This is a genomic window from Arthrobacter sp. SlRoot2-15 (assembly GCF_059739345.1).
Genome location: NZ_AP046058.1, coordinates 2,844,317 through 2,870,381, shown reverse-complemented (window position 1 = coordinate 2,870,381; position 26,065 = coordinate 2,844,317). Strand labels below are relative to the sequence as shown.

The 26,065-nt window shown below is 70.4% G+C and carries 27 protein-coding genes and 1 riboswitch; of the genes, 10 read left to right on the top strand and 17 right to left on the bottom strand.

Annotated features, from left to right (window positions below):
- Positions 1 to 15 precede the first annotated feature (15 nt).
- The 6 genes from hemC to hemE form a co-directional block, all read right to left on the bottom strand.
- On the bottom strand, positions 16 to 1,014 hold the full coding sequence (hemC, locus tag AC6I9V_RS13295) for a hydroxymethylbilane synthase (RefSeq protein ID WP_497899763.1): 999 nt from the start codon (positions 1,012 to 1,014) through the stop codon (positions 16 to 18).
- On the bottom strand, positions 1,011 to 2,276 hold the full coding sequence (locus AC6I9V_RS13290; protein ID WP_497899762.1) for a ferrochelatase: 1,266 nt from the start codon (positions 2,274 to 2,276) through the stop codon (positions 1,011 to 1,013). Before AC6I9V_RS13290 ends, hemC begins: the two co-directional genes overlap by 4 nt.
- Complete coding sequence (gene hemQ / locus AC6I9V_RS13285) at positions 2,273 to 2,986, bottom strand: hydrogen peroxide-dependent heme synthase (RefSeq protein WP_349411997.1); 714 nt, start codon at positions 2,984 to 2,986, stop codon at positions 2,273 to 2,275. The genes AC6I9V_RS13290 and hemQ overlap by 4 nt, the downstream gene beginning before the upstream one ends.
- Before the next feature lie 133 nt (positions 2,987 to 3,119).
- Positions 3,120 to 3,746, bottom strand: a complete 627-nt coding sequence (locus AC6I9V_RS13280) for a hypothetical protein (protein ID WP_497899761.1) — start codon at positions 3,744 to 3,746, stop codon at positions 3,120 to 3,122.
- A gap of 181 nt (positions 3,747 to 3,927) precedes the next feature.
- Positions 3,928 to 5,433 (bottom strand): protoporphyrinogen oxidase, encoded by a 1,506-nt coding sequence (gene hemG, locus AC6I9V_RS13275; protein WP_497899760.1) that lies wholly within the window; start codon positions 5,431 to 5,433, stop codon positions 3,928 to 3,930.
- A 5-nt stretch (positions 5,434 to 5,438) separates the two neighbouring features.
- Positions 5,439 to 6,572 carry a uroporphyrinogen decarboxylase gene (gene hemE, locus AC6I9V_RS13270; protein WP_497899759.1) on the bottom strand — a complete coding sequence of 378 codons (1,134 nt, stop codon included), beginning with the start codon at positions 6,570 to 6,572 and terminating at the stop codon, positions 5,439 to 5,441.
- A 158-nt stretch (positions 6,573 to 6,730) separates the two neighbouring features.
- Here hemE and AC6I9V_RS13265 point away from each other — a divergent pair, with 158 nt between their 5' ends.
- The gene (locus tag AC6I9V_RS13265; RefSeq protein WP_349411992.1) at positions 6,731 to 8,077 is read left to right on the top strand and encodes a glutamyl-tRNA reductase; all 1,347 of its coding nucleotides are present in this window, start codon (positions 6,731 to 6,733) and stop codon (positions 8,075 to 8,077) included.
- A 39-nt stretch (positions 8,078 to 8,116) separates the two neighbouring features.
- Here AC6I9V_RS13265 and AC6I9V_RS13260 read toward each other — a convergent pair whose 3' ends face one another.
- Together AC6I9V_RS13260 and moeB are read right to left on the bottom strand one after the other, a co-directional pair.
- Positions 8,117 to 9,124, bottom strand: coding sequence for an SDR family NAD(P)-dependent oxidoreductase (locus tag AC6I9V_RS13260; RefSeq protein WP_497899758.1), 1,008 nt, complete (start codon positions 9,122 to 9,124; stop codon positions 8,117 to 8,119).
- A gap of 11 nt (positions 9,125 to 9,135) precedes the next feature.
- On the bottom strand, positions 9,136 to 10,347 hold the full coding sequence (moeB, locus tag AC6I9V_RS13255; RefSeq protein WP_497899757.1) for a molybdopterin-synthase adenylyltransferase MoeB: 1,212 nt from the start codon (positions 10,345 to 10,347) through the stop codon (positions 9,136 to 9,138).
- Between the two features lie 84 nt (positions 10,348 to 10,431).
- Here moeB and AC6I9V_RS13250 point away from each other — a divergent pair, with 84 nt between their 5' ends.
- The 4 genes from AC6I9V_RS13250 (at position 10,432) to AC6I9V_RS13235 (ending at position 12,326) form a co-directional block, all read left to right on the top strand.
- On the top strand, positions 10,432 to 11,100 hold the full coding sequence (locus AC6I9V_RS13250) for a TetR/AcrR family transcriptional regulator (RefSeq protein WP_497899756.1): 669 nt from the start codon (positions 10,432 to 10,434) through the stop codon (positions 11,098 to 11,100).
- A 78-nt stretch (positions 11,101 to 11,178) separates the two neighbouring features.
- Complete coding sequence (locus AC6I9V_RS13245; RefSeq protein WP_349411987.1) at positions 11,179 to 11,403, top strand: DUF3107 domain-containing protein; 225 nt, start codon at positions 11,179 to 11,181, stop codon at positions 11,401 to 11,403.
- Positions 11,404 to 11,467: 64 nt separating this feature from the next.
- Positions 11,468 to 11,770: a hypothetical protein gene (locus AC6I9V_RS13240; protein WP_497899755.1), complete on the top strand. Its 303-nt coding sequence runs from the start codon at positions 11,468 to 11,470 to the stop codon at positions 11,768 to 11,770.
- A gap of 166 nt (positions 11,771 to 11,936) precedes the next feature.
- Entirely contained in the window at positions 11,937 to 12,326 is a 390-nt protein-coding gene (locus tag AC6I9V_RS13235; RefSeq protein WP_349411984.1) for a VOC family protein, read from the top strand.
- A gap of 18 nt (positions 12,327 to 12,344) precedes the next feature.
- On the opposite strand, the gene AC6I9V_RS13230 is transcribed toward AC6I9V_RS13235, so the two are convergent.
- The 6 genes from AC6I9V_RS13230 to thiO all read right to left on the bottom strand — a co-directional run bounded on the left by AC6I9V_RS13230 (position 12,345) and on the right by thiO (position 16,867).
- Positions 12,345 to 12,737 carry a VOC family protein gene (locus AC6I9V_RS13230; RefSeq protein ID WP_497899754.1) on the bottom strand — a complete coding sequence of 131 codons (393 nt, stop codon included), beginning with the start codon at positions 12,735 to 12,737 and terminating at the stop codon, positions 12,345 to 12,347.
- A gap of 5 nt (positions 12,738 to 12,742) precedes the next feature.
- Entirely contained in the window at positions 12,743 to 14,026 is a 1,284-nt protein-coding gene (locus AC6I9V_RS13225; protein ID WP_497899753.1) for an RNA polymerase sigma factor, read from the bottom strand.
- A 52-nt stretch (positions 14,027 to 14,078) separates the two neighbouring features.
- On the bottom strand, positions 14,079 to 14,405 hold the full coding sequence (locus tag AC6I9V_RS13220; RefSeq protein WP_349412201.1) for a YciI family protein: 327 nt from the start codon (positions 14,403 to 14,405) through the stop codon (positions 14,079 to 14,081).
- A gap of 130 nt (positions 14,406 to 14,535) precedes the next feature.
- Positions 14,536 to 15,345, bottom strand: a complete 810-nt coding sequence (locus AC6I9V_RS13215) for a thiazole synthase (protein ID WP_349411979.1) — start codon at positions 15,343 to 15,345, stop codon at positions 14,536 to 14,538.
- A gap of 5 nt (positions 15,346 to 15,350) precedes the next feature.
- A complete protein-coding gene (gene thiS, locus AC6I9V_RS13210; protein WP_349411977.1) occupies positions 15,351 to 15,587 on the bottom strand; it encodes a sulfur carrier protein ThiS in 237 nt (78 codons plus the stop codon).
- Complete coding sequence (gene thiO / locus AC6I9V_RS13205; protein ID WP_497899752.1) at positions 15,584 to 16,867, bottom strand: glycine oxidase ThiO; 1,284 nt, start codon at positions 16,865 to 16,867, stop codon at positions 15,584 to 15,586. The genes thiS and thiO overlap by 4 nt, the downstream gene beginning before the upstream one ends.
- Positions 16,859 to 16,979: riboswitch (TPP riboswitch) on the bottom strand. Its footprint overlaps the gene before it by 9 nt.
- A 26-nt stretch (positions 16,980 to 17,005) precedes the next feature.
- Here thiO and thiE point away from each other — a divergent pair.
- A complete protein-coding gene (gene thiE, locus AC6I9V_RS13200; protein WP_497899751.1) occupies positions 17,006 to 17,716 on the top strand; it encodes a thiamine phosphate synthase in 711 nt (236 codons plus the stop codon).
- Here thiE and AC6I9V_RS13195 read toward each other — a convergent pair.
- Complete coding sequence (locus tag AC6I9V_RS13195) at positions 17,713 to 18,384, bottom strand: ferritin-like fold-containing protein (protein WP_497899750.1); 672 nt, start codon at positions 18,382 to 18,384, stop codon at positions 17,713 to 17,715. The genes thiE and AC6I9V_RS13195 overlap by 4 nt on opposite strands.
- Before the next feature lie 41 nt (positions 18,385 to 18,425).
- On the opposite strand from AC6I9V_RS13195, the gene AC6I9V_RS13190 reads away from it, so the two are divergent.
- The 3 genes from AC6I9V_RS13190 (at position 18,426) to AC6I9V_RS13180 (ending at position 22,871) form a co-directional block, all read left to right on the top strand.
- The gene (locus AC6I9V_RS13190) at positions 18,426 to 19,940 is read left to right on the top strand and encodes an RNB domain-containing ribonuclease (protein ID WP_497899749.1); all 1,515 of its coding nucleotides are present in this window, start codon (positions 18,426 to 18,428) and stop codon (positions 19,938 to 19,940) included.
- A gap of 319 nt (positions 19,941 to 20,259) precedes the next feature.
- A complete protein-coding gene (locus AC6I9V_RS13185) occupies positions 20,260 to 21,993 on the top strand; it encodes a DEAD/DEAH box helicase (protein WP_497899748.1) in 1,734 nt (577 codons plus the stop codon).
- Positions 21,994 to 22,001: 8 nt separating this feature from the next.
- Positions 22,002 to 22,871: a DNA-methyltransferase gene (locus tag AC6I9V_RS13180; protein WP_349411966.1), complete on the top strand. Its 870-nt coding sequence runs from the start codon at positions 22,002 to 22,004 to the stop codon at positions 22,869 to 22,871.
- Positions 22,872 to 22,893: 22 nt separating this feature from the next.
- Here the strand turns inward: AC6I9V_RS13180 and AC6I9V_RS13175 are convergent, their stop codons facing one another.
- The gene (locus tag AC6I9V_RS13175; RefSeq protein WP_349412200.1) at positions 22,894 to 23,502 is read right to left on the bottom strand and encodes a MarC family protein; all 609 of its coding nucleotides are present in this window, start codon (positions 23,500 to 23,502) and stop codon (positions 22,894 to 22,896) included.
- A gap of 8 nt (positions 23,503 to 23,510) precedes the next feature.
- Entirely contained in the window at positions 23,511 to 24,356 is an 846-nt protein-coding gene (locus AC6I9V_RS13170) for a PHP domain-containing protein (RefSeq protein ID WP_497899747.1), read from the bottom strand.
- Between the two features lie 71 nt (positions 24,357 to 24,427).
- On the opposite strand from AC6I9V_RS13170, the gene AC6I9V_RS13165 reads away from it, so the two are divergent.
- Positions 24,428 to 26,011 (top strand): aminopeptidase P family protein, encoded by a 1,584-nt coding sequence (locus AC6I9V_RS13165; RefSeq protein ID WP_497899746.1) that lies wholly within the window; start codon positions 24,428 to 24,430, stop codon positions 26,009 to 26,011.
- Positions 26,012 to 26,065 lie beyond the last annotated feature (54 nt).

The window sequence follows — 26,065 nt, the reverse complement described above, 5'->3', positions numbered from 1 at the left end:
AAGAATCCGTTCGGCTCAGGAAGCGGCCAGGTCGGCGATGTCGGCGGCGCCGGCGGCCAGCAGCGCCTCGGCCAGCTCGATGCCCAGCAGGGTGGCGCCGACTTCCGACAGCCCGTCGGTGGCCTTCTTGTCGCGGACCGTTGCGGTGCCGTCCACGGCGCAGACCACGGCCTCGAGGTGCAGCATGCTGCCCTTGCGGAAGGCAAAGGCGCCCACCGGGGCGGCGCAGCCAGCCTCCAGCCGGGCCAGGAGCGCCCGTTCGGCTGTGACGGCCAGCCGGGTGTCCGGATCATCCAGGGCAGCCAGGGCCTGGGCGAGCACGCCCTGCGAGCCCTCGGTGGACCCTGCCTTGCGGGGGGCGTCGCCGGTGCGGCATTCGATTGCGAGGGACCCCTGCCCGGCGGCGGGGAGCATCACGTTCGTCTCGAGGTATTCGCTGACGGCGTCGAGGCGGCCGATCCGGTGCAGTCCGGCGGCGGCGAGGACAACGGCGTCGAGGTCACAGGACTTGCCCTCCACCACGGCTTCGGTGCTGTTGCCCGGCAGGCCGGGCACCCGACCCAGCCGGGTGTCCACGTTTCCGCGGATGTCACGGATGTCAAGGTCGGGCCGGGCGGCCCGCAGCTGCGCTGCACGCCGCGGGGATCCCGTTCCCACGGTGGCCCCGGCGGGCAGTCCGGCGAGGGTAAGCCCGTCGCGGGCGCAGAGCACGTCGCGGACGTCGACGCGCTTCGGCGTCGCAGCGAGCGTCAGGCCCAGGGCAGGACCGGTGGGCAGGTCCTTGAGCGAGTGGACCGCGACGTCGCATGCGTCCTGCAGCAGGGCATCACGCAGCGCGGCCACGAACACGCCGGTGCCGCCCATCTGCGACAGCGAGCCAGTCAGGACGTCGCCGTCGGTGCGGATGTGCACGAGGTCAACGGGGAACCCGCCGACGGCGGCCAGCTGGTCCGCGGTCTGCTGGGTCTGGGTCAGGGCAAGTTTGCTGGCCCGGGTGCCGATCCGGACGGTCACGGCGCGGCCTGGCCGGCCGGAGCGGTGGTGCCGGAGGGCGCCGGGTAGGGGTCGTGGCCCGTGCCGACGCTGGTGTCCGCGCCGGCGATGGTGGGCTTCTCGCCGCGGAAATTGGCGCAGCAGCCGGGCCGGCAGACGTCGTACCAGGGTCCGAGTTTGGTCAGGTGCGGCCGGTCGGCGATGTTATTGGCGGCGGTCCGTTCGCTGATCAGGTCCACGATGCCGGCGACGAACTTCCGGTGCGTCCCGGGCGTGGGCACGCGGGTTGCCGCCACACCGAGCTTTCCGCAGGTTTCGAGGGCCTCGGTGTCGAGGTCCCAGACCACTTCCATGTGGTCGCTGACGAAGCCCAGCGGCACAATCACGACGCCCTTGACGCCCTGGCCGGCGAGTTCCTCGATGGCATCGTTGATGTCAGGTTCCAGCCACGGCACGTGCGGGGCGCCGGAGCGGGACTGGTACACGAGGGACCACGGGGCGGTGTCGCCGGACTCGGCTTCGACCCGGCGGATGACCTCGGTGCCGGTCGCGAGGTGCTGGGCCACGTACGCGGAGTCTTCCTCGAACTGGCGCGGCTCGGCCTCGGAGCGGCCGGCCGCCTCGGCGTCGCGGGTGGGGATCGAGTGGGTGGCGAACAGGATGTGGACCGGGGCGTCCGGGATTCCGGCGGCGGCCAACTGGGCGCGGACGTCGGCGAGGCCGGCGGCGGTGCCCTCAACGAACGGCTCCACGAAGCCCGGGTGGTCGAAGTACTGGCGGACCTTGTCCACTTCGAGTTTGCCGTCCAGCCCGGTTTCGGCCAGCGCCATGCCGATGTCCTCGCGGTACTGCCGGCAGCTGGAGTAGCAGGAGTAGGCGCTGGTGGTGATCATCAAGACCTTGCGGTGCCCGGCGTCGTAGATCTCCTGAAGGGTCTGCGGAATGTAGGGGTCCCAGTTGCGGTTGCCCCAGAAGACCGGCAGGGCGATGCCGCGGGCGGCGAGTTCGGCTTCCATGGCCGCCTTGAGCCGGCGGTTCTGGGCGTTGATGGGGCTGATGCCGCCGTTGGCGCGGTAGTGGTGCGAGACCTCTTCGAGCCGTTCGTCCGGGATGCCGCGGCCGCGGGTGACGTTGCGCAGGAACGGGATGACGTCTTCCTGGCCCTCGGGGCCGCCGAAGGAGGCGAGCAGTACGGCGTCGTAGTCCTTGGGTGCCATCCGGCCGGCCTCGGTGACGGGATTCACGGCGGTGAGGGCTGCTTCCTGCGGATCGAGCGGGCTCACGCGAGCACCTCGGCGATTTCGACGGCGCTGACCCGGCGGCCGGTGTAGAAGGGGATTTCTTCCCGGACGTGGTGGCGGGCCTCGGTGGCGCGCAGGTGGCGCATCAGGTCCACGAGGTCCACGAGTTCCGGGGCTTCGAGGCCCAGGATCCATTCCCAGTCGCCGAGCGCGAAGGAGGAAACGGTGTTGGAGATGACCTGCGGGAAGTCGCGGCCGAGCAGGCCGTGGTCGCGGAGCATCGCGCCGCGCTCGGCGTCCGGGAGCAGGTACCACTCGTAGGAGCGCACAAACGGGTAGACGCAGAGCCACTCGGCCGGTTCCACGCCGCGAGAGAAGGCCGGGGTGTGGTTCTTGGCGAATTCCGCCTCGCGGTGCACGCCCATGGCGGACCAGGCGATCTCGGTGCCGGTGAAGAGCTTGCTGCGGCGGATGTCGCGCACCGCCCGCTGCAGTGCCTCGGCCTTGGGCCCGTGCAGCCAGATCATGATGTCTGCGTCCGCCCGCATCGCGGAGACGTCGTAGCTGCCGCGGTGGACGACGCCGTCCCCGGCCAGCCGCCCCAGGAGGGCTTCGAAGTCCTCGGCGGCGTCGCCGCTGCGCAGGACGTCGGCGGAGCGCTTGAAGACTGTCCAGAGCGTGAAGAACTGCTCGGTGGAGTCCTCGGCTGCTGTTCCGGTTTTAGTGACAGATTCGGCAGAAGTGTGGCTCATGGATACCAGTCTGCCCCCTCCCCCGAGCTAAGTCGAAATAGAGCACTTCTACAGGGCGTAGAAGTGCTCAATTTCACAACGCGCGTCGTCCGGCGGGCCTAGACGGCAGCGCGAAGGCCCGGCGGCGGCCGGCCTAGATCCGGCGCATCCGCAGGGCCACGGCGCCGGCGCCCAGGGAGACGGCCACCAGGCAGATGCCCCATCCCACCAGGGCGGAGGGCCCGGACGGTTCGACGGCGGAGGCGGCCTGCATCTTGTCACCGGAGGATGCGGTCGCCGCCGGCGCGGCTGCCTTGGCGGCGGAGACCGTGGTGGCGGACTGGGGGGTGCCGCTGGGGGTGGCCGACGGTGTGCCGGCCGCCGTGTCCGGGGCGTCCGCGGCGGGGGCCTCCGCGGCAGGGGCCTCCGCGGCAGGGGCCGCCGGGGCGGGCGCCTGGCCTGCCGGCTGCGGCGCTGCCGGGACCGGCTGCGGGGCGAGCGTCCCGGGCCCGGCGGGCGCGGCTGAAGCCCGCTGCTCCGGCGTCTGCGACGGAGCAGGCGCGGTGGTCGTCGACGGAGGTGTGCTGCGGGTCGGGGCGGTGCTGCCGGAGGACGGCGACGGCGTGGGAGACGGGGACGGGGATCCCAGCAGGCCGCCGATCACGTCGTCGATGCCGACGGAAATCGAGGCCGTCGGCGCGTTCGGGCTGGGCGTCGGCGAGGCCGCCTGGGTGGCAGGAACCCCTGCAGTGAGAGCCAGTACCGCTCCGAGCGCCGCCACCGCTGTGCCGCGTCGAAGTCCCCCATGGTGACCGGCCGGCGTTTCTGGAACTTCGGACCTGTGCATAACCATGGTCATCGAGCCTAGCCGCTGAACGCCTGGGGGGAAAATTTGCCGAAACGGCCCCTCTCCGGCTAGCAGGCACCGAAAGGGACCCGCAGCCCGGGCCCAGGCACACGCTCTAGGGAAGCAGGGACTCCACTTGCTTGGGCGTGTCGGCGACGATCGCGGCGAGCCCGTTTCCGGACAGCCAGCCGCCGACGACGGCGAGGTTTCCCTCCGCCGCGCAGAGCTTCCGGACCTCGTCGACGCGCCCCTTGTGGCCCAGCGCGGCAAACGGCAGGGCGCCGGACCACCGCACCACGTCCCAGCCGACGACGTCGGTCTGCGACAGCGGGACGCCCAGCAGCGCGGAGGCGTCCTCCAGGGCTGCCTCGAACAAGTCCTCGTCGCGCCCGGGCCCGGTCGCGGTAACGGCGCCGTTTTCCGGGAGGTGTTCGCCGCGGCCGTAGGACAGGCGGAGCACGTGCCTGCCGGGCTGCGTGCGCTCGGACAGCCAGGCCCATTTCGCGGTCGCGTGGGTGAGTGCCTTGGCGCGGACGCCGGGGCTCTGCGGGGCCACGAGCACGCCGGTGCCGCGGGGCGCGGCGTCGAGGGCGGGACGGTCCAGGACCAGGGTCACCAGCCGCACGTCGGGACCGGCGTCGGGGCGGAGGCCGGCCAGGGCGGGGATGGTGCCGGCGAGCAGCCCGACGGCGGCCGGGCCTTCCACCGCGACCACCAGCCGCCCGGCGTCGAACCGGTCTCCTCCGGCGGTGACGCGCCAGCCGCCCGGGATGCGCTCCACCGCGTCGGCGCGGGTCCCGCTGAGCAGGGTGGCGCCGAGGCCGCGCAGTTCGGCGAGGAGGGCGGTAATAAGGGTGTGCATGCCGCCGCGGAGGCCGGCGACAGCGGAGCCCGCTTTCTGTGGGCCAGGCTGACCGGCGCCCTGTTGGGCAGCCGGGCCGGCGGGGCCACGCCGTTGTGCGGCCACGGCGGCGGCGAGGGAGCCGTGGGTGCGGAGGCCGGCGCGCAGGCCGGGCGCCACCATGTCCACATCCAGCAGGGCCGGGTCGGCCGAGTGCACGCCGCCGACCACCGGCGCGACGAGCCGCTCCAGCACCCGCCTGCCCATCCGGGCCCGGACCAGGTCGGCGACGCTGGTGGCGGCTGCGGCCGTCCCCACGGATGCCGGCAGCAGGGCGTCGAACGAGGCGCGGAGCGAGCCGATCAGGCCGAGGGAGCGCCGGACCTCGGGGTCCCAGGGGTTGGCCGGGATGCCAAGGACCCCGGTCTTCGGCAGTTCCCGGGGGCCTTCGGGCAGCTGGACCCAGGCGCCGCCGGGGTTCGGCTGGACGATCTGCGCGCCGAGGCCGAGTTCCCCGGCCAGGGTGGCCACCGCCGCCGAGCGGGTGGCGAAGGATTCCGCGCCGCTGTCCAGGGTCAGGCCGGCCACGACGTGGCTGCCGACGCAGCCGCCCCACTCTCCGGAGGCTTCAAGCACCGTGGTCCGGACGCCCGCACGGGCCAGCTCCCTCGCGGCGAGCAGACCGGAGATGCCGCCGCCCACGACCACGGCCGTGGGCGCGGAAGCGGCTAGGCCAGCGGCGGCGGACCGTCCAGTGGCGGCGTCAGGGTCGGTGTCCATGGGGTTTACTCCGGGGAGATGGAGTGGATCAGTTCCACCACGCGGGTCAGGACCGCCGCGTCAGTTTCCGGGGGCACACCGTGGCCGAGGTTCAGGACATGGCCCGGGGCCGAGGCGCCGGCGGCAATGACCTCACGGACGTGGGCTTCGAGGATCTCCCACGGCGCGGAGAGCAGGGCCGGGTCGATGTTGCCCTGCAGCGGCACGGTGCCGCCGAGCCGGCGGTTGGCCTCGTCCAGCGGCAGCCGGTAGTCCACGCCGACGACGTCGACGCCGACGTCGCGCATGGCGACGAGCAGTTCGGAGGTGCCGGTGCCGAAGTGGATCAGCGGGGCACCGAGGTGCCGGACGTGGTCCAGGGCGCGGGCAGATGCCGGTGCCACGAAGCGCTTGTAGTCGGCGAGCCCGAGGGAGCCGGCCCAGGAGTCAAAGAGTTGCCCCGCGGAGGCACCGGCCTCGAGCTGCGCGCGCAGGAACAGGCCGGAGGCGTCAGCGGCCCAGTTGGCCAGCGCGGTCCAGGTCTCGGGATCGGCGTGCATCATGGTGCGCGGGCCGAGGTGGTCGCGGGAGGGCTTGCCCTCGACCATGTACGCGGCCAGGGTAAACGGCGCGCCGGCGAACCCGATCAGCGGGGTGCTTCCGAGTTCGGCCACGGTCAGCCGCACGGCTTCGCGGATCGGCTCCAGGGCCTCCCAGGTCAGCTGCGGCAGGGCGGCGACGTCCGCGGCGGTGCGCACCGGCTTCTCCAGCACCGGACCGACGCCGGGGACGATGTCCACGCCGACGCCGGCCAGCTTGAGCGGGATGACGATGTCGGAGAAGAAAATGGCGGCGTCGACGTCGTGCCGGCGCACGGGCTGGAGGGTGATCTCCGAGGCGAGTTCGGGGCGCAGGCAGGAGTCCAGCATGGCCACGCCCTCACGGACCTTGAGGTATTCCGGCAGCGAGCGGCCGGCCTGGCGCATGAACCAGACGGGGCGCCGGGAGGGCTTGCCGCCACGGTAGGCCGTAATCAGCGGCGAGTCGGCGGTGCGGCCGTCCATCAGGGGGTGGCCGGCGTCGAGACTGTTGTGTGCCGTGCCGTCGTTTGCCGTGCCGTTGGTTGCCGTGCCGTTCATTGCCGCCGCGCTAGGAGTCATGCCTTTGATTGTGCCGAAAATCAGTCTCAAAAGATAACGACAACCTGTCAGCTGCGGCCCTGCCGGCCTCGTCGTGGCGGGAATCACAGCCCGGGGTGCGCAGTCCCACGCCCGGTAGTTGTTCTACACGGACGCGAAAAAGCTATGATTGTCCTGCTGTGGTTCTTTTCTCATTGGTGGCTACACACGCCGACATCGACCTCGAGACCGTTGCTCAATTGAGCACCGGCGCTTCGGGGCTGGCCACATCCGCCCTCGCCGGATCGCCGGCCGTGGCGGGTGCCGTTGTCCTTGCCACCTGCAACCGCTTCGAGATCTACGGCGAAGCCCCGCACCCGGACGACGTCGAGGCGGCCCGCGCCGCCCTGGTGTCCCAGATCAGCGGCGCCAGCGGGCTGAACGAGCAGATCGTCTCCCGTTCCTTTAATACGCGCACCGGCCCGGACGTCACCCGGCACCTGTTTGCGGTCAGCTCCGGCCTGGACTCCGCCGTCGTCGGCGAACGCGAAATCGCCGGCCAGGTCCGCCGCGCCCTGATCACCGCACAGCACGAGGGCACCGCCAGCTCCGGCCTGGTGCGGCTCTTCCAGGCCGCCTCGAAAACCGCCAAGGACGTCGGCGCGCAGACCGCGCTCGGCTCGCGCGGGCTGTCCATCGTCTCCGTCGCCCTGGACCTCGCGACCGACCTCTCGGAAAACCCCGACTGGTCCAGCAAGAAGGCCGTCGTCTTCGGCACCGGCGCCTACGCCGGCGCCACCATGTCGCTGCTGCGCGAACGCGGCTGCACCGACATCTCCGTCTTCTCCTCCTCCGGCCGCGCCGCCGGCTTCGTCGCCACCCGCGGCGGCACCGCCCTGGACAGCGACTCCCTGCCGGACGCCGTCGCGGCCGCCGATGTGATGATCGGCTGCAGCGGCTCCGACAACCGGGTCGAAGCCGCCGAACTGGCCCGGATCCGGTCCGCGTCGCCGCAGCCGCTGATCGCGATCGACCTGGCCCTCACCCACGATTTCGACCCGGCCGTCGCCGAGCTCGACGGCGTCGAGCTGCTGACGCTCGAATCCGTCCGGCTGGCCGCCCCGCAGGAACAGGCGGAGTCCCTGAACCAGGCCAGCGGCATCGTCGACGGCGCCGCGACGGCTTTTGAGCAGGAACGCGAGGCGCGCTCGGTCGATTCTGCGATCGTCGCCCTGCGCCGTCACACCATGGACGTGCTCGACGCTGAGATGGAAAAGGTGCGCGCCCGCCACGGCTGCACGGCGGCGGCCGAGGAAGTCGAGTTCGCGCTGCGCCGGATGGTCAAGCAGCTGCTGCACGTACCCACCGTCCGCGCCCGAGAACTCGCTGCGAATGGCCAGCAGGACGACTACGTGGCCGGCCTCGAGGCCGTCTACGGCATCACGGTCGAACAGCCGGCGGCCCGCCGCGCGGCCGAATCCGAGGCGCAGTGCCCGGTCGACCACAGCGCGCTACCCGCCGTCGAGAGCGGCCGGGAAACGGCCTAAGCCCCCGGGCCCACGCCGTGGCCCGGTCCGGCACCAGGCCTACCGCCCGGCGAAGGCGTTGATCCCCGTCAGTTCGGCGGACAGTCTCCAGAGGCGCTCGGCGTCGGCGCGGTCCACGGCGTGGGCGTCCACTCCCCTGATCCGCGCCTCCGGGGTTCCCGGCTCCGTCGGTTCGGCAATGTCGCAGTCCTCGCAATAGACCCCGCCCATGCCCGCCAGCCGCGGCGAGGTGGCGGCCCAGACGGAGGTCGCGGCGCCCTGGGCCGGTGTCTTGAACCGCTCGTTGAGGTTGCCGTCCGCGTCCATCCAGCCCGAGGCGATCATCTCCTCCCGGGGCAGGTGGCGCTGCAGCTCGGTCATGATGCCGCCCGGGTGAACGGCAAAGGCCCGGACCCCCGAGCCCTTCCCGAGGGCGTCCAACTGCACCGCGAACAGCGCATTCGCCGTCTTCGCCTGCCCGTACGCCTTCCATTTGTCATAGCCGGAGTCGAAATTGATGTCCTCGAAGCGGATCGGCGAGAGCTTGTGGCCGGTGGAGGACAGGGCCACCACACGGGCTCCCTCCCCCGCGGCCAGTGCAGGCCACAGCAGGTTGGTGAGCGCGAAGTGGCCCAAGTGGTTCGTGGCGAACTGGGATTCCCAGCCCGGGCCGACGCGCCGCTCCGGGCTGGCCATGATGGCGGCATTGTTGATCAGGATGTCCAGGCTGCCGGCCTCGCCGAGGAAGCCGGAGGCGAGGAAGCCTTCCGCGAACTCCCGCACGCCGGACAGCTCGGCGAGGTCCAGCCCGGCGACGCCGACACCGTCCAGCCCGGCATCGTCCAGGACCCTCCGGGCGTGCTCGGGTCGCCGTGCCGGCACCATCACGCGGGCCCCGGCAGAGGCCAGCGCCCGCACGGTCTCCAGGCCGAGCCCGGAGTAGCCGCCCGTGACTACGGCGGTCTTCCCCGCCAGGTCCAGCCTCGCGACCACCTCCGCCGCCGTCGACCGCGGGCCAAAACCCGAGCCGATCTTGTGCTGCGGGGTCAGGCCGTTATGCTCGCTCATCGCAGTGCCTCTCAGTAGACCGGTTTGCTTGGCTCGACGTCGCGCACCCAGGCGAGGATGCCGCCCTCGAGGTGGCTGACCCGTTCGTAGCCGGCCGCACGGGCAGCGGCCAGCACGGCGGCGGAGCGGGTGCCGCCCTTGCAGTGGAACACAATGTCGGTGTCCTGCGGAAGCTCGGCCCATGCGTCGCCGGCCAGGATCCTCCCCTGCGGGATCAGCGTGGCGCCTTCGATGCTGACAATCTCGAATTCACCGCTTTCGCGGACGTCCACAAGCTGGAAGTCCTTCAGTCCGGCCTTGCGCGAGGCGAGCATGGTGGCGAGCTGCGTGGCGGTGACGGTGTGCTCGGTCCCGGCGTCGGCGGTTGGCGTGATCCCGCAGAACGCCTCGTAGTCGGTGAGTTCGGTGACGCGCGGAGCCTCGGGGTCCCGGGAGACCTTGATCTCGCGCCAGCTGCCGCCGAGCGCGTCGAACAGCGCCACCCGCCCCAGCAGGGAACGCCCGACGCCGGTGATGAGCTTGACCGCCTCGGTCACCATGAGGGACCCGACGGCGGCGCACAGCATGCCGAACACCCCGCCTTCCCCGCATGAGGGGACGGACCCCGCGGGCGGCGCCTCCGGATACAGGTCCCGGTACGTCGGGCCGTGCTGCTCCCAAAACACACTGACCTGCCCGTCGAAGCGGAAGATCGAACCCCACACGTAGGGCTTGCCGAGGATCGCGGCCGCGTCGTTGACGAGGTAGCGGGTGGCGAAGTTGTCGGCCCCGTCAACGATCAGGTCGTAGCCGGCGAAGAGCTCCAGGGCGTTGGCGGCGTCGAGCCGGACGTGGTGCAGCCGGACCTCCACCAGGGGGTTCAGCGCGGCGATGGCGTCGCGGGCGGACTCGGTCTTGGGCCGGCCGACGTCGGCCACGCCGTGGATTACCTGGCGCTGGAGGTTGCTCAGGTCCACGTCGTCGTCGTCGATGATGCCCAGGGTTCCCACCCCGGCGGCGGCCAGGTAGAGCAGGGCGGGCGAGCCGAGGCCGCCGGCGCCGATCACGAGGACCTTGGCGTTCTTCAGGCGGCGCTGCCCTAGGGAGCCGATCTCGGGAATGATCAGGTGGCGGGAGTAGCGCTCCACCTCCTCGGCCGTGAGGCCGTCCGCCGGTTCGACCAGCGGTCCGGGCGCCGGTGCCGGTGTTGCGGGGGTGCCGTTTGCGGTCAACTTGGAAGCCATACTTCAATCTATGCCCGAAGTTGCCGCCAGGTCATATTACCCCCGCGTAAAGTGGAGCTAACAGCGAGGGAAAGTAGGCCGACAGTGGTTCATCAGGCACCGGTTGAGCGGGGACATACCGGAAAGTCGCCGGCCGGCCCGACGCGCAGCGGGACGCAGCGTTCGGCGCGGCTCCCGCGCGATGAACGGCGCGCCCAGCTGCTCGCCGCCGCGCAGGAGGTCTTTGTGGCCAACGGTTACCACGGCGCGGCCATGGACGAGATCGCCGAAACGGCGCACGTGAGCAAACCGGTGCTGTACCAGCACTTTCCGTCCAAGCGCGACCTCTACCTGGCGCTGCTGGACAGGCACCTGTCCGCCCTCACCGAGCTTATGCTGGGGGCCCTGAATTCCACCACGGACAACGACGAACGCGTCCAGGCCGTGATGCGCGCCTACTACCGCTTCATCGCGAACGACGACCAGGCCCACCGACTGGTCTTCGAATCGGACCTGGTCAACGACGTCGACGTGAGTGCGCGGCTGGAAACGTTCAACAAGACGTTCGCCGACGCCATCGCGAAGGTCATCGCCGAGGACACCAAGCTGCCGCTCCTGGAAGCCCAACTCCTGGGCCGCGGCCTGGCCGGAATGGCGCAGGTCAGCGCCCGGTACTGGCTGGAAACCGACGGGAACCTGGACCTCGATGTGGCCAGCGACCTGATCTACCGTTTAGCTTGGCGCGGAATCTCCCGCTTCCCCAAAGAGTCCTAGAGTACAAATAGAGAACACCTCGTAGAGAAAAATTGTAGAGAAGACACTGAACACTTTGATTGGCTGGGAGGCCTTGCTGTGGAAGTAAAGATCGGCATTCAGAACATCGGCCGCGAAATTGCCCTGGAATCGAACCAGGACGCGGACGCGGTGGCGAAGCTTGTGGGCGAGGCCATTTCCAAGGGCACCGAACTTCGGCTGACCGATGAGAAGGGCCGTCAGATCATCATCCCGGCGAACGTCCTGGGCTACGTCGAAATCGGCGCCGAGGAAGTCCGCCGCGTCGGTTTCGGCGCCCTCTAGGCACCGCTCACCGGATCCGCACCCCCGCCCCGCAGTTCACAAAGCACTTCACAAAGGAGCCTGAATGCTGTCCCTGATTGTGGTCGCCATGGTGGCCGTGGCCGCGGGGTTCGTGGTCTGGGCCAATGATAAGCGGCACGCCAAGTACGGCATCAGTGTGCCCGCCGGGATTGCCCTCGGTGTGGGGATGCTGAGCTGGATCATCTTTATGGCGGCCGGCTTTGGCTACCTGCCGGGCCTGACCTGGATCCCGTGGGTTCTGCCCCTGCTACTGGGCACTGCCGCGGCCATCGGCGCCGTGATCTATCTTGGCCGGTCCCGCACCCGGCAGGATACGGCGCGGATGTCCGCCATCCTGCGGCTCTAACGCGAAAGCCCTCAGCAGTGTGGCCACTCCCCCACGGGTGGGTGGCCACACTGCATTAAGCGGTTTCCGCGGGGGCGGTGTGACAGACGTGGAACCCAAGCTCGGCCTGCGGCCCGGATGCAGGGATCTAGTATGCCCGCCCCTGCGTCCTGCTAGCGTGGCAGCCATGACGTCTCCTCAGATCACCCTTGGTGCGGTAAACCTGGAGGCCCAGGATCCAGCCGGGCTTGCCGAATTTTGGGCATCCGTGACCGGCGCCTCGCCTTCACCCGGAGGTGACAGCGTCTACCTGCCACCGGCCGGCCCCGGAGGGTTCGCAATGTTCTTCCAACCGATGACCGGTCCCCGCCCCGAACACCAAACGTTCCACCTGGACCTGACCGTCCCTTGGGGGTCACGACAGTCGGAGGTCGATCGTCTCCTCGGCCTCGGTGCCACCTACCGGTGGGACGTCCTGGACGAATTCCCGCACGTGCAGTGGACCACCCTGGCTGATCTGGAGGGGAACCTCTTCTGCGTGGCCGAACACCCGCCTACTGCCCCGAGGGATGTTTGAGCAGAGCTTGCCTCTGCCCTAGCCCTGAAAGGCTTCCTTCGCCCCAGGGGACGTGGATTCCTGAATGACCCAGCGGTTTCCGTCCGGGTCGCTGAAATAGGCGAAGGCGATGCCGCCCATGTCCTGGACCTCACTGATCTCGGCTCCGCGCCGCAGCAGTTCGGTACGGGTGGCCGCCATGTCCGGGACGACCAACTGCAGCCCCTCGAGACTCCCGGGGGCCATGCTGGTCATGCCCGTGCCGACGACTATCGAGGTGGCGGACCCGGGCGGCGTCAGCTGCACCACCCGCATGCCGGGAATGTATTCCACGTCGTGGTCCAGCGCGAAACCCAGCTTCTCGGTGTAGAACGATTTGGCCGCATCGACGTCGGCAACAGGCACTTGAACGACTTCCAGACGCATCTCCATGCGCATCACAGTACTCCCGATTCTTCCGGGCGAGTTTCCGCCAGGCGTTTGTTGAGGTAGCGCCGCTCGGCCTCGGACGGCGCCAGTTCCCGGGCCCGCCGGTATTCGTGGCCGGCCTCCCGCATTCGTCCGAGGCGGCGAAGGAGGTCCGCCTTCGCGGCCGGCAGGAGGTAGTACCCCTCCAGCGACCGGGTCCGTTCCAGCCGGGCGATGAGTTCCAGCCCCGCATCCGGCCCCTGGGACATGGCGACGGCGACGGCGCGGTTGAGTTCCACGACCGGTGACGGCGCCAGCTGCGCGAGCCGGTCGTACAGCTGCGCCAGGCGGGCGAAGTCGGTGCTGCCGAAGTCGCTGGCGGTCATGTGGCACGCGGCGATGGCGGCCTGGATCCGGTAACTGCCGGGCCGGGCGCCGCGTTGAATGCCGATCCGGTCGGCGGCGTCCAGCAGGTCCACCGCCTCCGCCGTTGCGGCCCGGTCCCACCGTCCGCGGTCCTGGTCCTCCAGCGTCACCAGGTCCCCGCCGGCGTCCGTGCGTGCGTGCCGGCGGCCATGCTGGAACAACATCAGCGCCAGCAGGCCCATGGCTTCGGGCTGCTGCGGGGATCCGGCCAGCAGCGCGACCAGCAGCCGGTTGAGCCGGATCGCTTCCCGGGCCAGGGGTTCGCGGATCAGCGTCTCGGCGCCGGTGGCCGCATATCCTTCGTTGAACATGAGGTAGAGGACGGCCAGGATCCCTGCGGTGCGTTCGGCGATCAGCTCCGGCGGGGGCACCCGGTAGGGGATCCCGGCGTCGCGGATTTTGGCGCGGGCACGGACCAGCCGTTTTGCCATGGTGGCCTCCGAGACCAGGAACCCGCGGGCGATCTCGCCCGTGGTCAGGCCGGCCACGGTGCGCAGGGTCAGGGCCACCCGCGCCTCCAGCGCGAGGGCCGGATGACAGCAGGTGTGGATCAGGCGCAGCCGGTCGTCGCCGTCCCCCGGATCGCCGGGGGCGGGGTCGGCCAGAGCTTCGAGCTCAGCCAGGATCCCGAGTTCCCGCACCGCCCTCTTTTCGCTGGCTGCGCTCCGCATCCGGTCGATCGCCCTGTTCCTGGCGACGGTTGTCAGCCACGCCCCGGTGTTGTCCGGGATTCCACGCTCCGGCCAGTCGACCAGGGCGCGCGCGAAGGCGTCCTGGACGCAGTCCTCCGCCAGGCTCCAGTCGCCCGTGACGCGGATGAGGGTGGCGTTGATCCGCGCGGTCTCCGCGGCGGAGGCCTCTTCGATCGCGGTCCGCACGTCCAACACGTCAGCCTTCACGGGACCCCGACGTCCGTCATCGCCGGCTCCGGGCCGGCCGCTAGGATCCGAACGGCCACACGGGCCGAATCTCGATCTTGCCGAATCGGGCCATCGGGTGCTTGGATGCGACCTCGATCGCCTCATCAAGATCGGCGCAGGCGATGATGTCGTAGCCCGCCACCCATTCCTTGGTCTCGGCAAAGGGACCGTCACTGACAACCAGCTCGCCGGCGCGCACCTTGACCGTGGTGGCGTCCTCGACAGGACGCAGGCGGTCCCCGTGCCGGGCGATGCCCCGGGCCTCCACCTCGGCCGCCCATTCCTCGATGTTGTCCTCGGCGGCCACATATTCCGGCGCGGTGGGATCGGTACAGATAAAAAGCATGTAGTCCACAAGTGCTCCTTCTAGTCGGTCGATACATCAGTACGACGAGGACGATGCCGCCAAGAGGACACCTGCCGCCACATTTCTTTTCAGGAATGGTACTCCGGCCGGTGTTCCGGCACCGGAACCGCTAAAGGAACTCGGCGCGGCCCTCCATGGCGGACGAGGCGAGGGCATGCTCGCGGCGCGGGATCCGGCCGGCGTTCCGGGCAAGCCTGCCGGCGATGACGGCGTGTTTGAAGGCTTCCCCCATCATCGCCGGGTCCTGGGCGCGGGTCACGGCGGTGGCGAGGAGCACGGCGTCGCAGCCCAGTTCCATCGCGAGCGCCGCGTCGGAGGCGGTGCCGATGCCGGCGTCGAGCACCACCGGCACCGACGCCCGGGAGACGATCAGTTCGATGTTGTGCGGGTTCAGGATGCCCAGGCCGGTGCCGATCGGGGCGCCGAGGGGCATCACGGCGGTCGCGCCGAGGTGTTCGAGCCGGAGGGCGAGCACCGGGTCATCGTTCGTGTAGGCGAAGACCTTAAACCCGCGGGCCACCAGCTGTTCGGTGGCCTCCACGAGTTCCACGGCGTCTGGCAGCAGCGTGTGCTCGTCGGCGATCACCTCGAGTTTCACCCAGTCCGTCTCGAGTGCTTCCCGGGCCAGCTCGGCCGTGAGGACGGCGTCCCGGGCGGTGAAGCAGCCGGCGGTGTTGGGCAGCACCCGGATGTTCCGCTCCGCCAGCAACTGGAACAGCGAACCGGTTTCGGCCGGCCAGTAGCGGCGCATTGCCACCGTGGTGAGTTCGGTTCCGGAGGCCACCAGGGCGGTGCCGAGGCCGTCCAGGCTCGGCGCGCCGCCGGTCCCCATGATCAGCCGCGAGCCCAGTTCCACCCCGTCGATCGTCAGCGGATCCCGGCGTGTCTGCCGCGTTGCGGTCGGTGCTGTTTCTCCCATGGTGTTCATCCTCCCTGGACTGCCGTGACGAGCTCGACGTCGTCGCCCTCGGCGAGCGCCGTCGCGTGCCAGCGGCTGCGCGGTACCACCTCGGCGTTGCGGGCGACGGCGACGCCGAGCTTCCGGCCGTCCGTGGCCTGGCCGTCGGCGGCCAGCGGCCGGCCGGTGACGACGCTGACCAGGGCGCTGACCGTGGCGCCGTCGGCGAGGGTGTGCTGTGCCCCGTTGAGCCTGATATTCATGCTGTTGTCCTGTCGTTCGGTGAAAAGTCCTGTGCTGATTCCCGGCGGGCGGAGAAGCGGTCCGGGCGGAACCCGGCCCAGCGCGGGTCCGGCGGGCCGTCCAGCAGCTCCCGGCAGACCGCGGCGGCCACCGGGGTCAGCAGGACGCCGTGCCGGAAGAAGCCGGTGGCGATGATCAGCCCCTCGACGTCGCCGCCGGAGCCGGGGCGGCGAACGCGCCCCAGGAGCGGGGCATTGTCCGGCGTTCCCGGCCGGGCCCGTGCCGTGGCCTCAAGCAGTTCGAGTTCGGCGACGGCGGGGAGCAGTTGCTGGGCGTCGCGGAGCAGCTGGTAGACGCCGCCGGCGGACACCGCCTCGGACTCCGTGGGCGCATCCTCCCGCTGGGTCGCTCCGATCACGACCGTGCCGTCCTCCCGCGGGACGATGTACACCGGCACCCCCCGGACCAGTCCCCGCACGGTGGAGCGCAGCAGCGGCCGGAGCCGTGGCGGCACACGGAGCCGGAGGATGTCCCCGTAGACCGGGCGCAGCGGCAGGGCGAGTCCCCCGGGCAGGCCCTGCAGGTCCGCCGCCCCGAGGCCGTTGGCCACGACGGTCTCGTCTGCGCGGATCTCGCCGCCGCCTTCGAGGCTGGCGCCGGAGACGCGGCCTCCGTCCCAGAGCAGCCCGTCGGCGCGGCGGGGCACGGCCGCGAACCGGGCGTCCGCGCGCAGCAGCGCTCCGATCCTGCCCAGCAGCCGGCGCGGGTCCACCTGGTGGTCGGCGGGTATGTCGAGGGCGCAGGAGATGCCGGGGCTGAGCAGCGGCTCGCGGGCCCGTGCCTCACGCACGGTCAGCGGCTCCACGGCGAGGCCGCAGGCCTGCTGCACGGCCCGCAGGTCCGCGAGTGCCCGGCGGTCCGCCGCATCCGCGCCGACGGCGAGGGTCGGCGTCGTGAGATACCCCGTGCCGCCCGCCCCTTCCGGGCCGGACCCGGTACCGCCGTCCAGGGCACCGTCCAGGCCGGCGGCGAAGCCCGGCCACAGCCGGGCGGCCTCCAGCATGAGCGCCAGGAGCGCTTCCTCCTGGTAGTGGAGTTCGCTGACGGGGGCCAGCATGCCGGCGGCAGCCCAGCTGGCCCCGCTGCCGGGGGCGTCATCGATCAGGGCCACGGAACGGCCCGAGCGCCGCGCCTCCCAGGCGATCCCGTGGCCGACCACCCCGCCGCCGATCACGGCGACGTCGTACCGGTGTGCTGAGGGGTCCGCCGGGGCGGCCGATGGCGGGACTGGTGCGTCCATAGGTTTCCTTCCCTACGCCGGTACTAGCCGGATCAGGTCAAGCGGTCGGCTCTGACGCCCTCTCAGCCCGGCGGCCGTGTGACGGCCCGCGCGGGCTCCCGCGGTATGCGCCCAGTTTAGAGGAACTAGGCTTGGGGCATGAGCCAGGATGTCCACACCACCGCCCGCCTGTACCTGTGCACCGATGCCCGGAAGGGCCGCGGCGACTTCGAGTACTTCGTCGACGCCGCCTTCGCCGGCGGGGTGGACATCATCCAGTTGCGGGACAAGTCACTGGAGGCGGCCGAGGAGCTCGAGCTCCTGGAGGTCCTGCACTCCGTAGCGCAGCGGCACGGCCGGCTCTGGGCCGTGAACGACCGCGCCGACCTCGCCTCGCTCGCCGGGGCGCCGGTCTTCCATATCGGCCAGAAGGACATTCCCTTCGCCGCGGCCCGGGATTTCCTGGGCAAGGGCACCGTGATCGGCATGTCCACGCACACCCCGGAACAGGTCGACGCGGCCATCGCCGCGGCCCCGGGCCGGAGCGGGCTGGACTACTTCTGCGTGGGTCCGGTCTGGGCGACCCCCACCAAGCCGGGCCGCGCCGCCGTCGGGCTGGACCTGGTGCGCTACGCCGCGGCGGCGATTGAACGGGCCGAGGCCGGCGACAGCGGCCGGGTCGCCGGGGTGGTGCCGTGGTTTGCGATCGGAGGCATCGATCTGGGCAACGTGGAGCAGGTGGTGGAGGCGGGCGCCCGCCGGGTCGTGGTGGTCCGGGCGATCACCGAGGCCGACGATCCCGCCGGGGCGGCACGCGCGCTGCTTGCCTCGCTCGACGCGGGGGCGGATGCCGACGCCGCGTCCAGCTAACCCGCGAGCCCCAGCTGGGACATCCGGCGGGAGTGGGCGGCGGCGAGCTCGGCAGTCAGGGAGCGGACCAGTTCCCCTGCCCCGGCCTCGTCCACGCCGGCCAGACCGCCCAGGAGGGCGCGGTCCACACTGACGCGCTGGGCCTGGGTGAGCGCCTCGCCCAGCAGGCGCCGCGCCCACAGGGCCAGCCGGGAAGCCAGCCGGGGATCATCCGCGAGCGCCGCCTTGAGCCGTTCGCCCAGCACTGCCGTCGCGCCCTCGGCTGACTGGACCTGCTCGATCAGGGCGGCCGTGCCGGCGTCGACGTAGCCGGAAATCAGGCGGTAGAAGTCCGCGGACACCGTGTCGATCACGTAGGCCTTCATCAGCGACTCGTACCAGTCGGAGGGGCGGGTGCGCTCATGGAAGTGGTCCACGGACGGCTGGAACGGCAGCATGGCCTCCTCCGCGTCGACGCCGAGCTCCGCCAGTTTCGCGCAGACCAGTTCGTAGTGCTGGAACTCGGTGACGGCAAGGCTCCCCAGCACGGCGCGGTCATGCAGCGTGGGCGAATACCGGGCGTCGGAAGACAGCCGTTCGAAGGCCGAGAGCTCCCCGTAGGCCATCACACCCAGCAGCTCCCGGAGAAAATGCTGGTCGCGGACGGGGCTGGCCGGGGAAGTGCTCATGCTCCAAGACTAATGGCGAAAATCGGGCTAACCTGATTTTCGTGTCTCATCATCGCCTGACCCCAAGCGTGCGCCAGCAGCAGAACCAACTGGCCCAGTCGCTCAACGCACTGCGCACCACGCTGGAGCTGCCGGGCCCGTTCCCGGACGAGGTGCTCCGCGAGGCCGAGGCAGCGGTGGCAGGCCACGAGCTGCCGGCCCTGGACCTGACCCACGTGGAGTTTGTGACCATTGATCCGGCCTCCTCAACGGACCTGGACCAGGCGCTCTTCATTGACCGCGCCGGCGACGGGTACAAAGTCTTCTACGCGATCGCGGACGTCCCCTCCTTCGTCGCCCCAGGCAGCGCGCTCGACGCCGAAACCCGCCGCCGCGGCCAGACGTTCTACACGCCGGAGGGCCGGATCCCGCTGCATCCGGAAGTCATCAGCGAGGCGGCCGGCAGCCTGCTGGCCGGCCAGCTCTGCGCGGCCTTCGTCTGGGAGTTCGAGCTCGATGCCGCCGCCGAGGTGTCCTCCGTCCTGGTGCGCCGGGCGCAGGTCCGCAGCCGGGCCAAGCTCAGCTACCACGGGGTGCAGGCCGAGCTCGACGGCGGCACCGCCGACCCCCTCTTGCAGCTGCTGAAGGAAGTCGGCAGCAAGCGGGTGGAACTGGAACGTTTGCGCGGCGGCGCCAGCCTGAACATGCCGGAGCAGGAAATCGAGCAGCTGCCCGACGGCGGCTACCGGATTGTCGCGGCCCCGCCGCTGCCGGTGGAGGACTGGAACGCCCAGATCTCGCTGATGACCGGCATGGCCGCGGCCGAGCTGATGCTCCGGGGCAAGGTCGGCATCCTGCGCACCATGCCCGCGCCGGACGAGCGTTCGCTGCGGCATTTCCGGCGCCAGACCGGCGCGCTCGGCAAGCCGTGGGACGGGGAGATCAGCTACGGGGAATACCTGCGCACCCTGGACCCCACGGACCCCCGGCAGCTGGCGATCGTCCACTCGGCCGGCATGCTTTTCCGCGGCGCCGGCTACACCCCGTTCGACGGCGAAGTCCCCGGGGACGCGATCCAGTCCGCCATCGGCGCGGCGTACGCCCACTCCACCGCCCCGCTGCGCCGCTTGATCGACCGCTTCGTCCTGGTCATCTGCGAGGCCCTGTCCAACGGCGCCGAGGTCCCCGGCTGGGCCCGCGCGGCGCTCCCCTCGCTGCCGGCCATCATGGCGGCCTCGGACCAGCTGGCCGCCAAGCTGGAGCGGCTCTCGCTGGACACCGTGGAGGCCGCCCTGCTGATCAACCACATCGGGCAGGAGTTCGACGCCGTCGTCATCTCCGGCTCGAAACCGGCCAAGAACGGCGCCGGCGGGCCCGGCGGCAACGGAAACGGGACCGGCACCGGCACCGGCAAGGGAAACGGAAACGGGAACGGCCCGTCCGGGATCGTGCAGATCGCCGAGCCCGCGGTGACCGCCCGGTGCCCCGGCGACCTCGAGTCCGGCACCCAGGTCCGGGTGCGCGTGGTGTCCTCGGACATCGCCACCCGGGAAGTCCGGCTCGAGCTCGTCGGCTGATTCGCCGGTCCCGGCTCCGCGCCGTTGCGGGGCACATGGGCGCGCCGCACCGCGGCCCCCGGTCGAGGTTCGCAACGGCGAACGGCTAGACTGGAAAGGTAGTAATGGATGCCCGGTCGTTGATTTCCAAGTTTTTCGAATTCAACAAGCCCGCCCCTACGCGATCTTGAGACACACCCGCTGGTCCCAGTGCCAGCATCAGATAGCCCGCGATCGGCTTCCACTGGACTTGCTTGCGCGTCTGAGCGTGCTCCGGAACGGCCCCGCGCCGGCCCCGTTGAGCAAGCAGCGCAGCCCAAATGAATAAGGAAACTCCCCTGTGAGTGAATTGCACACGCACCAGCTTCTGACCGACGAATCCGGCACGGAATCGATCGAGCCGGAAGAGACCATCATCTCGGACGAAAAACCGCACGAAATCGCGGAAAAGTCGTTCGCCGACTACAACGTCCGCGCCGACATCGTGGAATCCCTCGCCGACGCCGGCATCACCCACCCGTTCCCGATCCAGGCCATGACCCTGCCCGTCGCGCTGTCCGGCCATGACATCATCGGCCAGGCCAAGACCGGCACCGGCAAGACTCTTGGCTTCGGCATCCCGGCCCTGCAGCGGGTCATCGGCCGCGACGACGCCGGCTACGCCTTGCTGCCCGCCCCCGGCGCGCCGCAGGCCCTCGTCATTGTGCCGACCCGCGAGCTGGCCGTGCAGGTCGCAAGCGACTTGCAGACGGCAGCCCGCAAGCGCAACGCCCGGATCACCACCATCTACGGCGGCCGCGCCTACGAACCGCAGGTCGAGGCGCTGCAGCAGGGCGTCGAGGTCGTCGTCGGCACCCCCGGGCGCCTGATCGACCTGTACAAGCAGAAGCACCTGGTGCTGAAGAACGTCAAGATGGTCATCCTGGACGAGGCCGACGAGATGCTGGACCTCGGCTTCCTGCCCGACGTCGAGACCCTGATCGCCGGCACCCCCGCGGTCCGGCAGACGCTGCTGTTCTCCGCGACCATGCCCGGCCCGGTCATCGCGATGGCGCGCCGCTACATGAGCCAGCCCACCCACATCCGGGCCGCTGACCCCGACGACGAGGGCCTGACCAAGCGCGACATCCGCCAGCTCATCTACCGTGCCCACAGCATGGACAAGATCGAGGTCGTCTCGCGCATCCTGCAGGCCCGCGGCCGCGGCCGCACCATCATCTTCACCAAGACCAAGCGCACCGCTGCCAAGGTCGCCGAGGAACTGGTGGACCGCGGCTTCGCCGCCGCCGCCATCCACGGCGACCTCGGCCAGGGTGCCCGCGAGCAGGCGCTGCGCGCCTTCCGCAACAACAAGGTCGATGTCCTCGTCGCCACCGACGTCGCCGCCCGCGGCATCGACGTCGACGACGTCACGCACGTGATCAACTACCAGTGCGTCGAAGACGAGAAGATCTACCTGCACCGCGTGGGCCGCACCGGCCGCGCCGGCAACAAGGGCACCGCCGTGACCTTCGTCGACTGGGACGACATGCCCCGCTGGGGCCTGATCAACAAGGCCCTCGGCCTGAGCGTGCCCGAACCGGTGGAAACCTATTCCTCCTCGCCGCACCTGTACGAGGAACTGGATATCCCCGAGGGCACCAAGGGCCGTCTCCCCCGCGACAAGCGGGTGCTCGCCGGCGTCGACGCCGAAGTCCTCGAGGACCTCGGCGAGACCGGCAAGAAAAACTCGCGCGGCAGCGCGTCAAACAGCGGGCGCGACGGCGGACGCTCCGGCTCCCGCGAAGGCGGGCGCGACGGCGGACGCTCCGGCTCCCGCGAGGGCGGACGCGACGGCGGACGCTCCGGCTCCCGCGAGGGCGGACGCGACGGCGGACGCCGTCGTCGTTCCCCCGAGGCAGAAACCTCCACCGGCCCCGCCGAGGCATCGGCTCCGGCCGCAACGGCCAGCGCCCCGACCGAGGTCGACCGGGCCACCCGGGCGCGCCGGCGGACCCGCACCCGCCGCCGCAACGGTGAAGTGGTCAGCGGCGAGGCCCAGGGCGGCGCCCCGGCACGCAGCGCCGAGGCCTAATCCCCTTTATGGCTGATACCGTCTGGGCGCCGGACGGCAGCAACCTGGTGGTACACGCGGACAACGCGGAATACCTCCCGACGCTGCCGGACGGCGCCTTCACACTCATTTACGTGGATCCGCCCTTCAACACCGGCCGGGTCCAGAAGCGCCAGGAAACGAAAATGGTGCTCAACGCCGGGGGCGAGGGCGACCGCGTCGGTTTCAAGGGCCGCTCCTACGACACGATCAAGGGAGCGCTGCACAAGTACGACGACGCGTTCAGCGACTACTGGTCCTTTTTGGAGCCCCGGCTCGTGGAGGCCTGGCGGCTGCTCGCGGACGACGGCACCCTGTACCTGCACCTGGACTACCGCGAGGTGCACTACGCCAAGGTCATGCTGGATGCGATCTTCGGCCGCGAGTGTTTCCTCAACGAAATCATCTGGGCCTACGACTACGGCGCCCGCGCCAAGTTCCGCTGGCCCACCAAACACGACAACATCCTCGTGTATGTGAAGAACCCGTCGAAGTACCACTTCGACAGCGCCGAGGTGGACCGCGAGCCCTACATGGCGCCCGGGCTGGTCACCCCCGCCAAGCGCGAGCTCGGCAAACTGCCCACCGACGTCTGGTGGCACACCATCGTCTCGCCCACGGGCAAGGAGAAGACCGGCTATCCGACGCAGAAGCCCGAGGGCCTGATCCGGCGGGTGGTCGCCGCGTCCAGCCGGCCCGGGGACTGGTGCCTGGACTTCTTCGCCGGTTCCGGCACGCTCGGCGCCGTCGCGGCGAAGCTTGAGCGGAAGTTTGTGTGCGTGGACCAGAACCAGGCCGCCGTCGACGTGATGGCGACCAGGCTCGGCCCGCACGCCACGTTCACTGCCCTGCCCGACTAGTCCGGGTCAGCAGGCGGCGCGCTTAGGTCCAGCTTTTGACGAAGGCGTGCACGGCGTCGGCGATCATCTGCACCGCGATCGCGGAGAGCAGCAGGCCGGCGATCCGGGTGACCAGTTCGACGCCGTTCTCCCCCAAGGCGCGCTGCACGACGCCGGCGAAGCGCATCGCCAGGTAGAGCGACGCGAGCGTCACGGCGATCCCGAGCCCGACGGCAAGGTACTGCGCCATGCTGTTGGAGCGCTGGACGAAGACCATCACCGCCACGATCGCGCCGGGACCGGCCATCAGCGGCGTCCCCAGCGGCACAAACGCCACGTTCTTGTACTTCGCCGCGTTCTCCTCGCCGCCGGTGGAGCCGGTCAGCAACTGCAGCGCGATCAGCACCAGGAGCAGGCCGCCGGCACCCTGGAGCGCGGCGAGCGAAATGTGCATGTAGTTCAGGATGGATTGCCCGAAAATCGCGAAGGTCACGATCACGCCGGTGGCCACAAGCAGCGCCTGCAGCGCCGACATGTTCCGGTCGCGGGCGTCCATCTGCGCCGTCAGGGACATAAAGATCGGCACCGTTCCGGGCGGGTCCATGATCACGAACAGCGTGACGATCACGGAGGCCAGGAGCTGAAGGTCAATCCACTCCATCAACGCACCACGGACGTTCCGGTGCCCAGCTCCTCGATCCGGGCCAACACCTCCGGCGCGGTCAGGTTCTCGCCCAGCAGGTTCGGCTTCCCGGTCCCGTGGTAGTCGGAGGACCCGGTCACCAGCAGCCCGTGCCGTTCGGCGAGGCGGCGCAGGAAGACCCGGCCCTCCTCCGGGTTGTCCCGGTGGTCGACCTCCAGCCCGGCCAGGCCGGCGTCGATCATTTCCCGGTAGGTGCGGTCCCCCACGATCCGTCCGCGGGAGGACGCAACGGGGTGCGCGAAGACCGGCACGCCGCCGGCGTCCCGGACCAGTTCGACGGCGTAGGCCGGGTCCGGCGCGTAGTGCTGCACCCAGTAGCGGGAGTGCGAGGTCAGGATCGATTCGAAGGCTTCGCTGCGGTCCTCGACCACGCCCGCGGCCACCAGGGCGTCGGCGATGTGCGGCCGGCCCAAGGTGGCGCCGGGGGCGACGTGGTGGATGACGTCGTCCCAGCTCAGCGGGTAGTCCTCGGCGAGCAGGCTGACCATCCGTTCGGCCCGGGTGAAGCGGGCGTCCTTGGATTTGGTGATTTCCTCGACCAGGCCGGGGTGCGTGGGGTCGTGCAGGTAGCTGAGCAGGTGGACGCTGATGCCTTCGCGGGTCCGGCAGGAGATCTCCATGCCGGGAACCAGCGCCACGGCGAGCTCCCGGGCGGCTGCGGAGGCCTCGGCCCAGCCGTCGGTGGAGTCGTGGTCGGTCAGGGCGACAACGTCGAGACCGGCCGCCGCAGCCGACGCGATCACCTCCGCGGGTGCTTGGGTGCCGTCGGAAACATTCGAGTGGGCATGCAGGTCAATCCTCACCTCCCCAGCCTAGTAGATTCACCGGGGCGGCTTGTTGGCCTAAGCCGCGCCGCTGGTGAGACTATGGGACGGTGAACGATGCCGATAACACCCAAGTCTCCGTTTCCCAGCCCCTCGACGAGCGCGTCAACAACCGCTCGCAGCGGCCCAGCTCCGACGCTTTCAAGGCGTTTATGGCCAGCAACTGGGCCCCGTCCCGGGCGGATCTGCCCGAACTGGACGCCGTCGCGGGCCACGCCGCCGCCCGCCGCCGGGCCATTTCCGAGCTGTTCAAAGGTGAACGCCTGGTCATTCCCGCCGGCCCGCTGAAGGTCCGCTCCAACGACTGCGACTACCGCTTCCGCCCGCACTCGGGCTTCGCGCACCTGACCGGCCTGGGCCTGGACCACGAGCCCGACGCCGTGCTCGTCCTGGAGCCCGTGGACGAAGGCACGGGCGACGACGGCGGCCACCACCGCGCGACGCTGTACTTCCGCCCGCTGGCCGGCCGCGACACCGAGCAGTTCTACGCCGACTCCCGCTCGGGCGAGTTCTGGATCGGCGCCCGGCCCACCCTCGCCGAGTTCAAGGCCCGGCTGGGCCTGGAAACCGCCGACCTGGCCGAACTCGAACTCGCCATCACCAAGAACGTCGGCGCCCCGGAAATCGGCGGCATCTCCATCCGGCTGGTGCGCAAGGTGGACGAGAACATCGACGCGCTCGTGGACACCGCGCGCTACAACACCGCCAAGGACCCGGAAAACCTGGACCTGGGCGTCCTGGACGCGCTCGACGAGAAGCTCAGCGAGGCGCTCTCCGAGCTGCGCCTGATCAAGGACGACTGGGAAGTCGAGCAGATGAAGATCGCCGTGGCCGCCACGGTCCAGGGCTTTACCGAGGTGGTCAAGGCGCTGCCGCGGGCCCTCACCCACCGCCGCGGCGAACGTGTGGTCGAAGGCGCGTTCTTCGCCCGGGCCCGGGAAGAAGGCAACGAGCTCGGCTACGACACCATTGCCGCCGCCGGCAACAACGCCACCGTGCTGCACTGGACCCGGAACACCGGCAAGGTCAACGCCGGCGAGCTGCTGCTGCTGGACGCCGGCGTCGAGGCGGACTCCCTCTACACCGCGGACATCACCCGCACGCTCCCGGCCAACGGCACCTTCTCCGAGATCCAGCGCAAGGTCTACGAGGCAGTGCTCGACGCCGCCGATGCCGGCTTTGCCGCCGCGCAGCCCGGGACCAAGTTCCGCGACATCCACACCGCCGCCACTACCGTGCTGGCCGAGCGCCTCGCCGACTGGGGGCTGCTGCCGGTGTCCGTGGAGGAAGCCATCAGCCCCGAAGGCCAGCAGCACCGCCGTTGGATGCCGCACGGCACCAGCCACCACCTGGGCCTGGACGTGCACGACTGCGCCCAGGCCAAGCGCGAGCTGTACCTGGACGGCGTCCTGACCCCGGGCATGGTCTTCACGATCGAACCCGGCCTCTACTTCAAGGAGGAGGACCTTGGCATTCCGGCGGAATACCGGGGCATCGGCGTCCGGATCGAGGACGACATCCTGATGACGACCGACGGCCCGGTCAACCTCAGCGCCGCGCTGCCGCGCAAGGCCGACGACGTCGAGTCCTGGATGGCCGGGATCTACCAGGAAATCGACGCCCAGCAGCCGTAGCAGCCAGGGCGGGAACGCAAAAGGGAGGCCACCGGTGATCCGGCGGCCACCCTG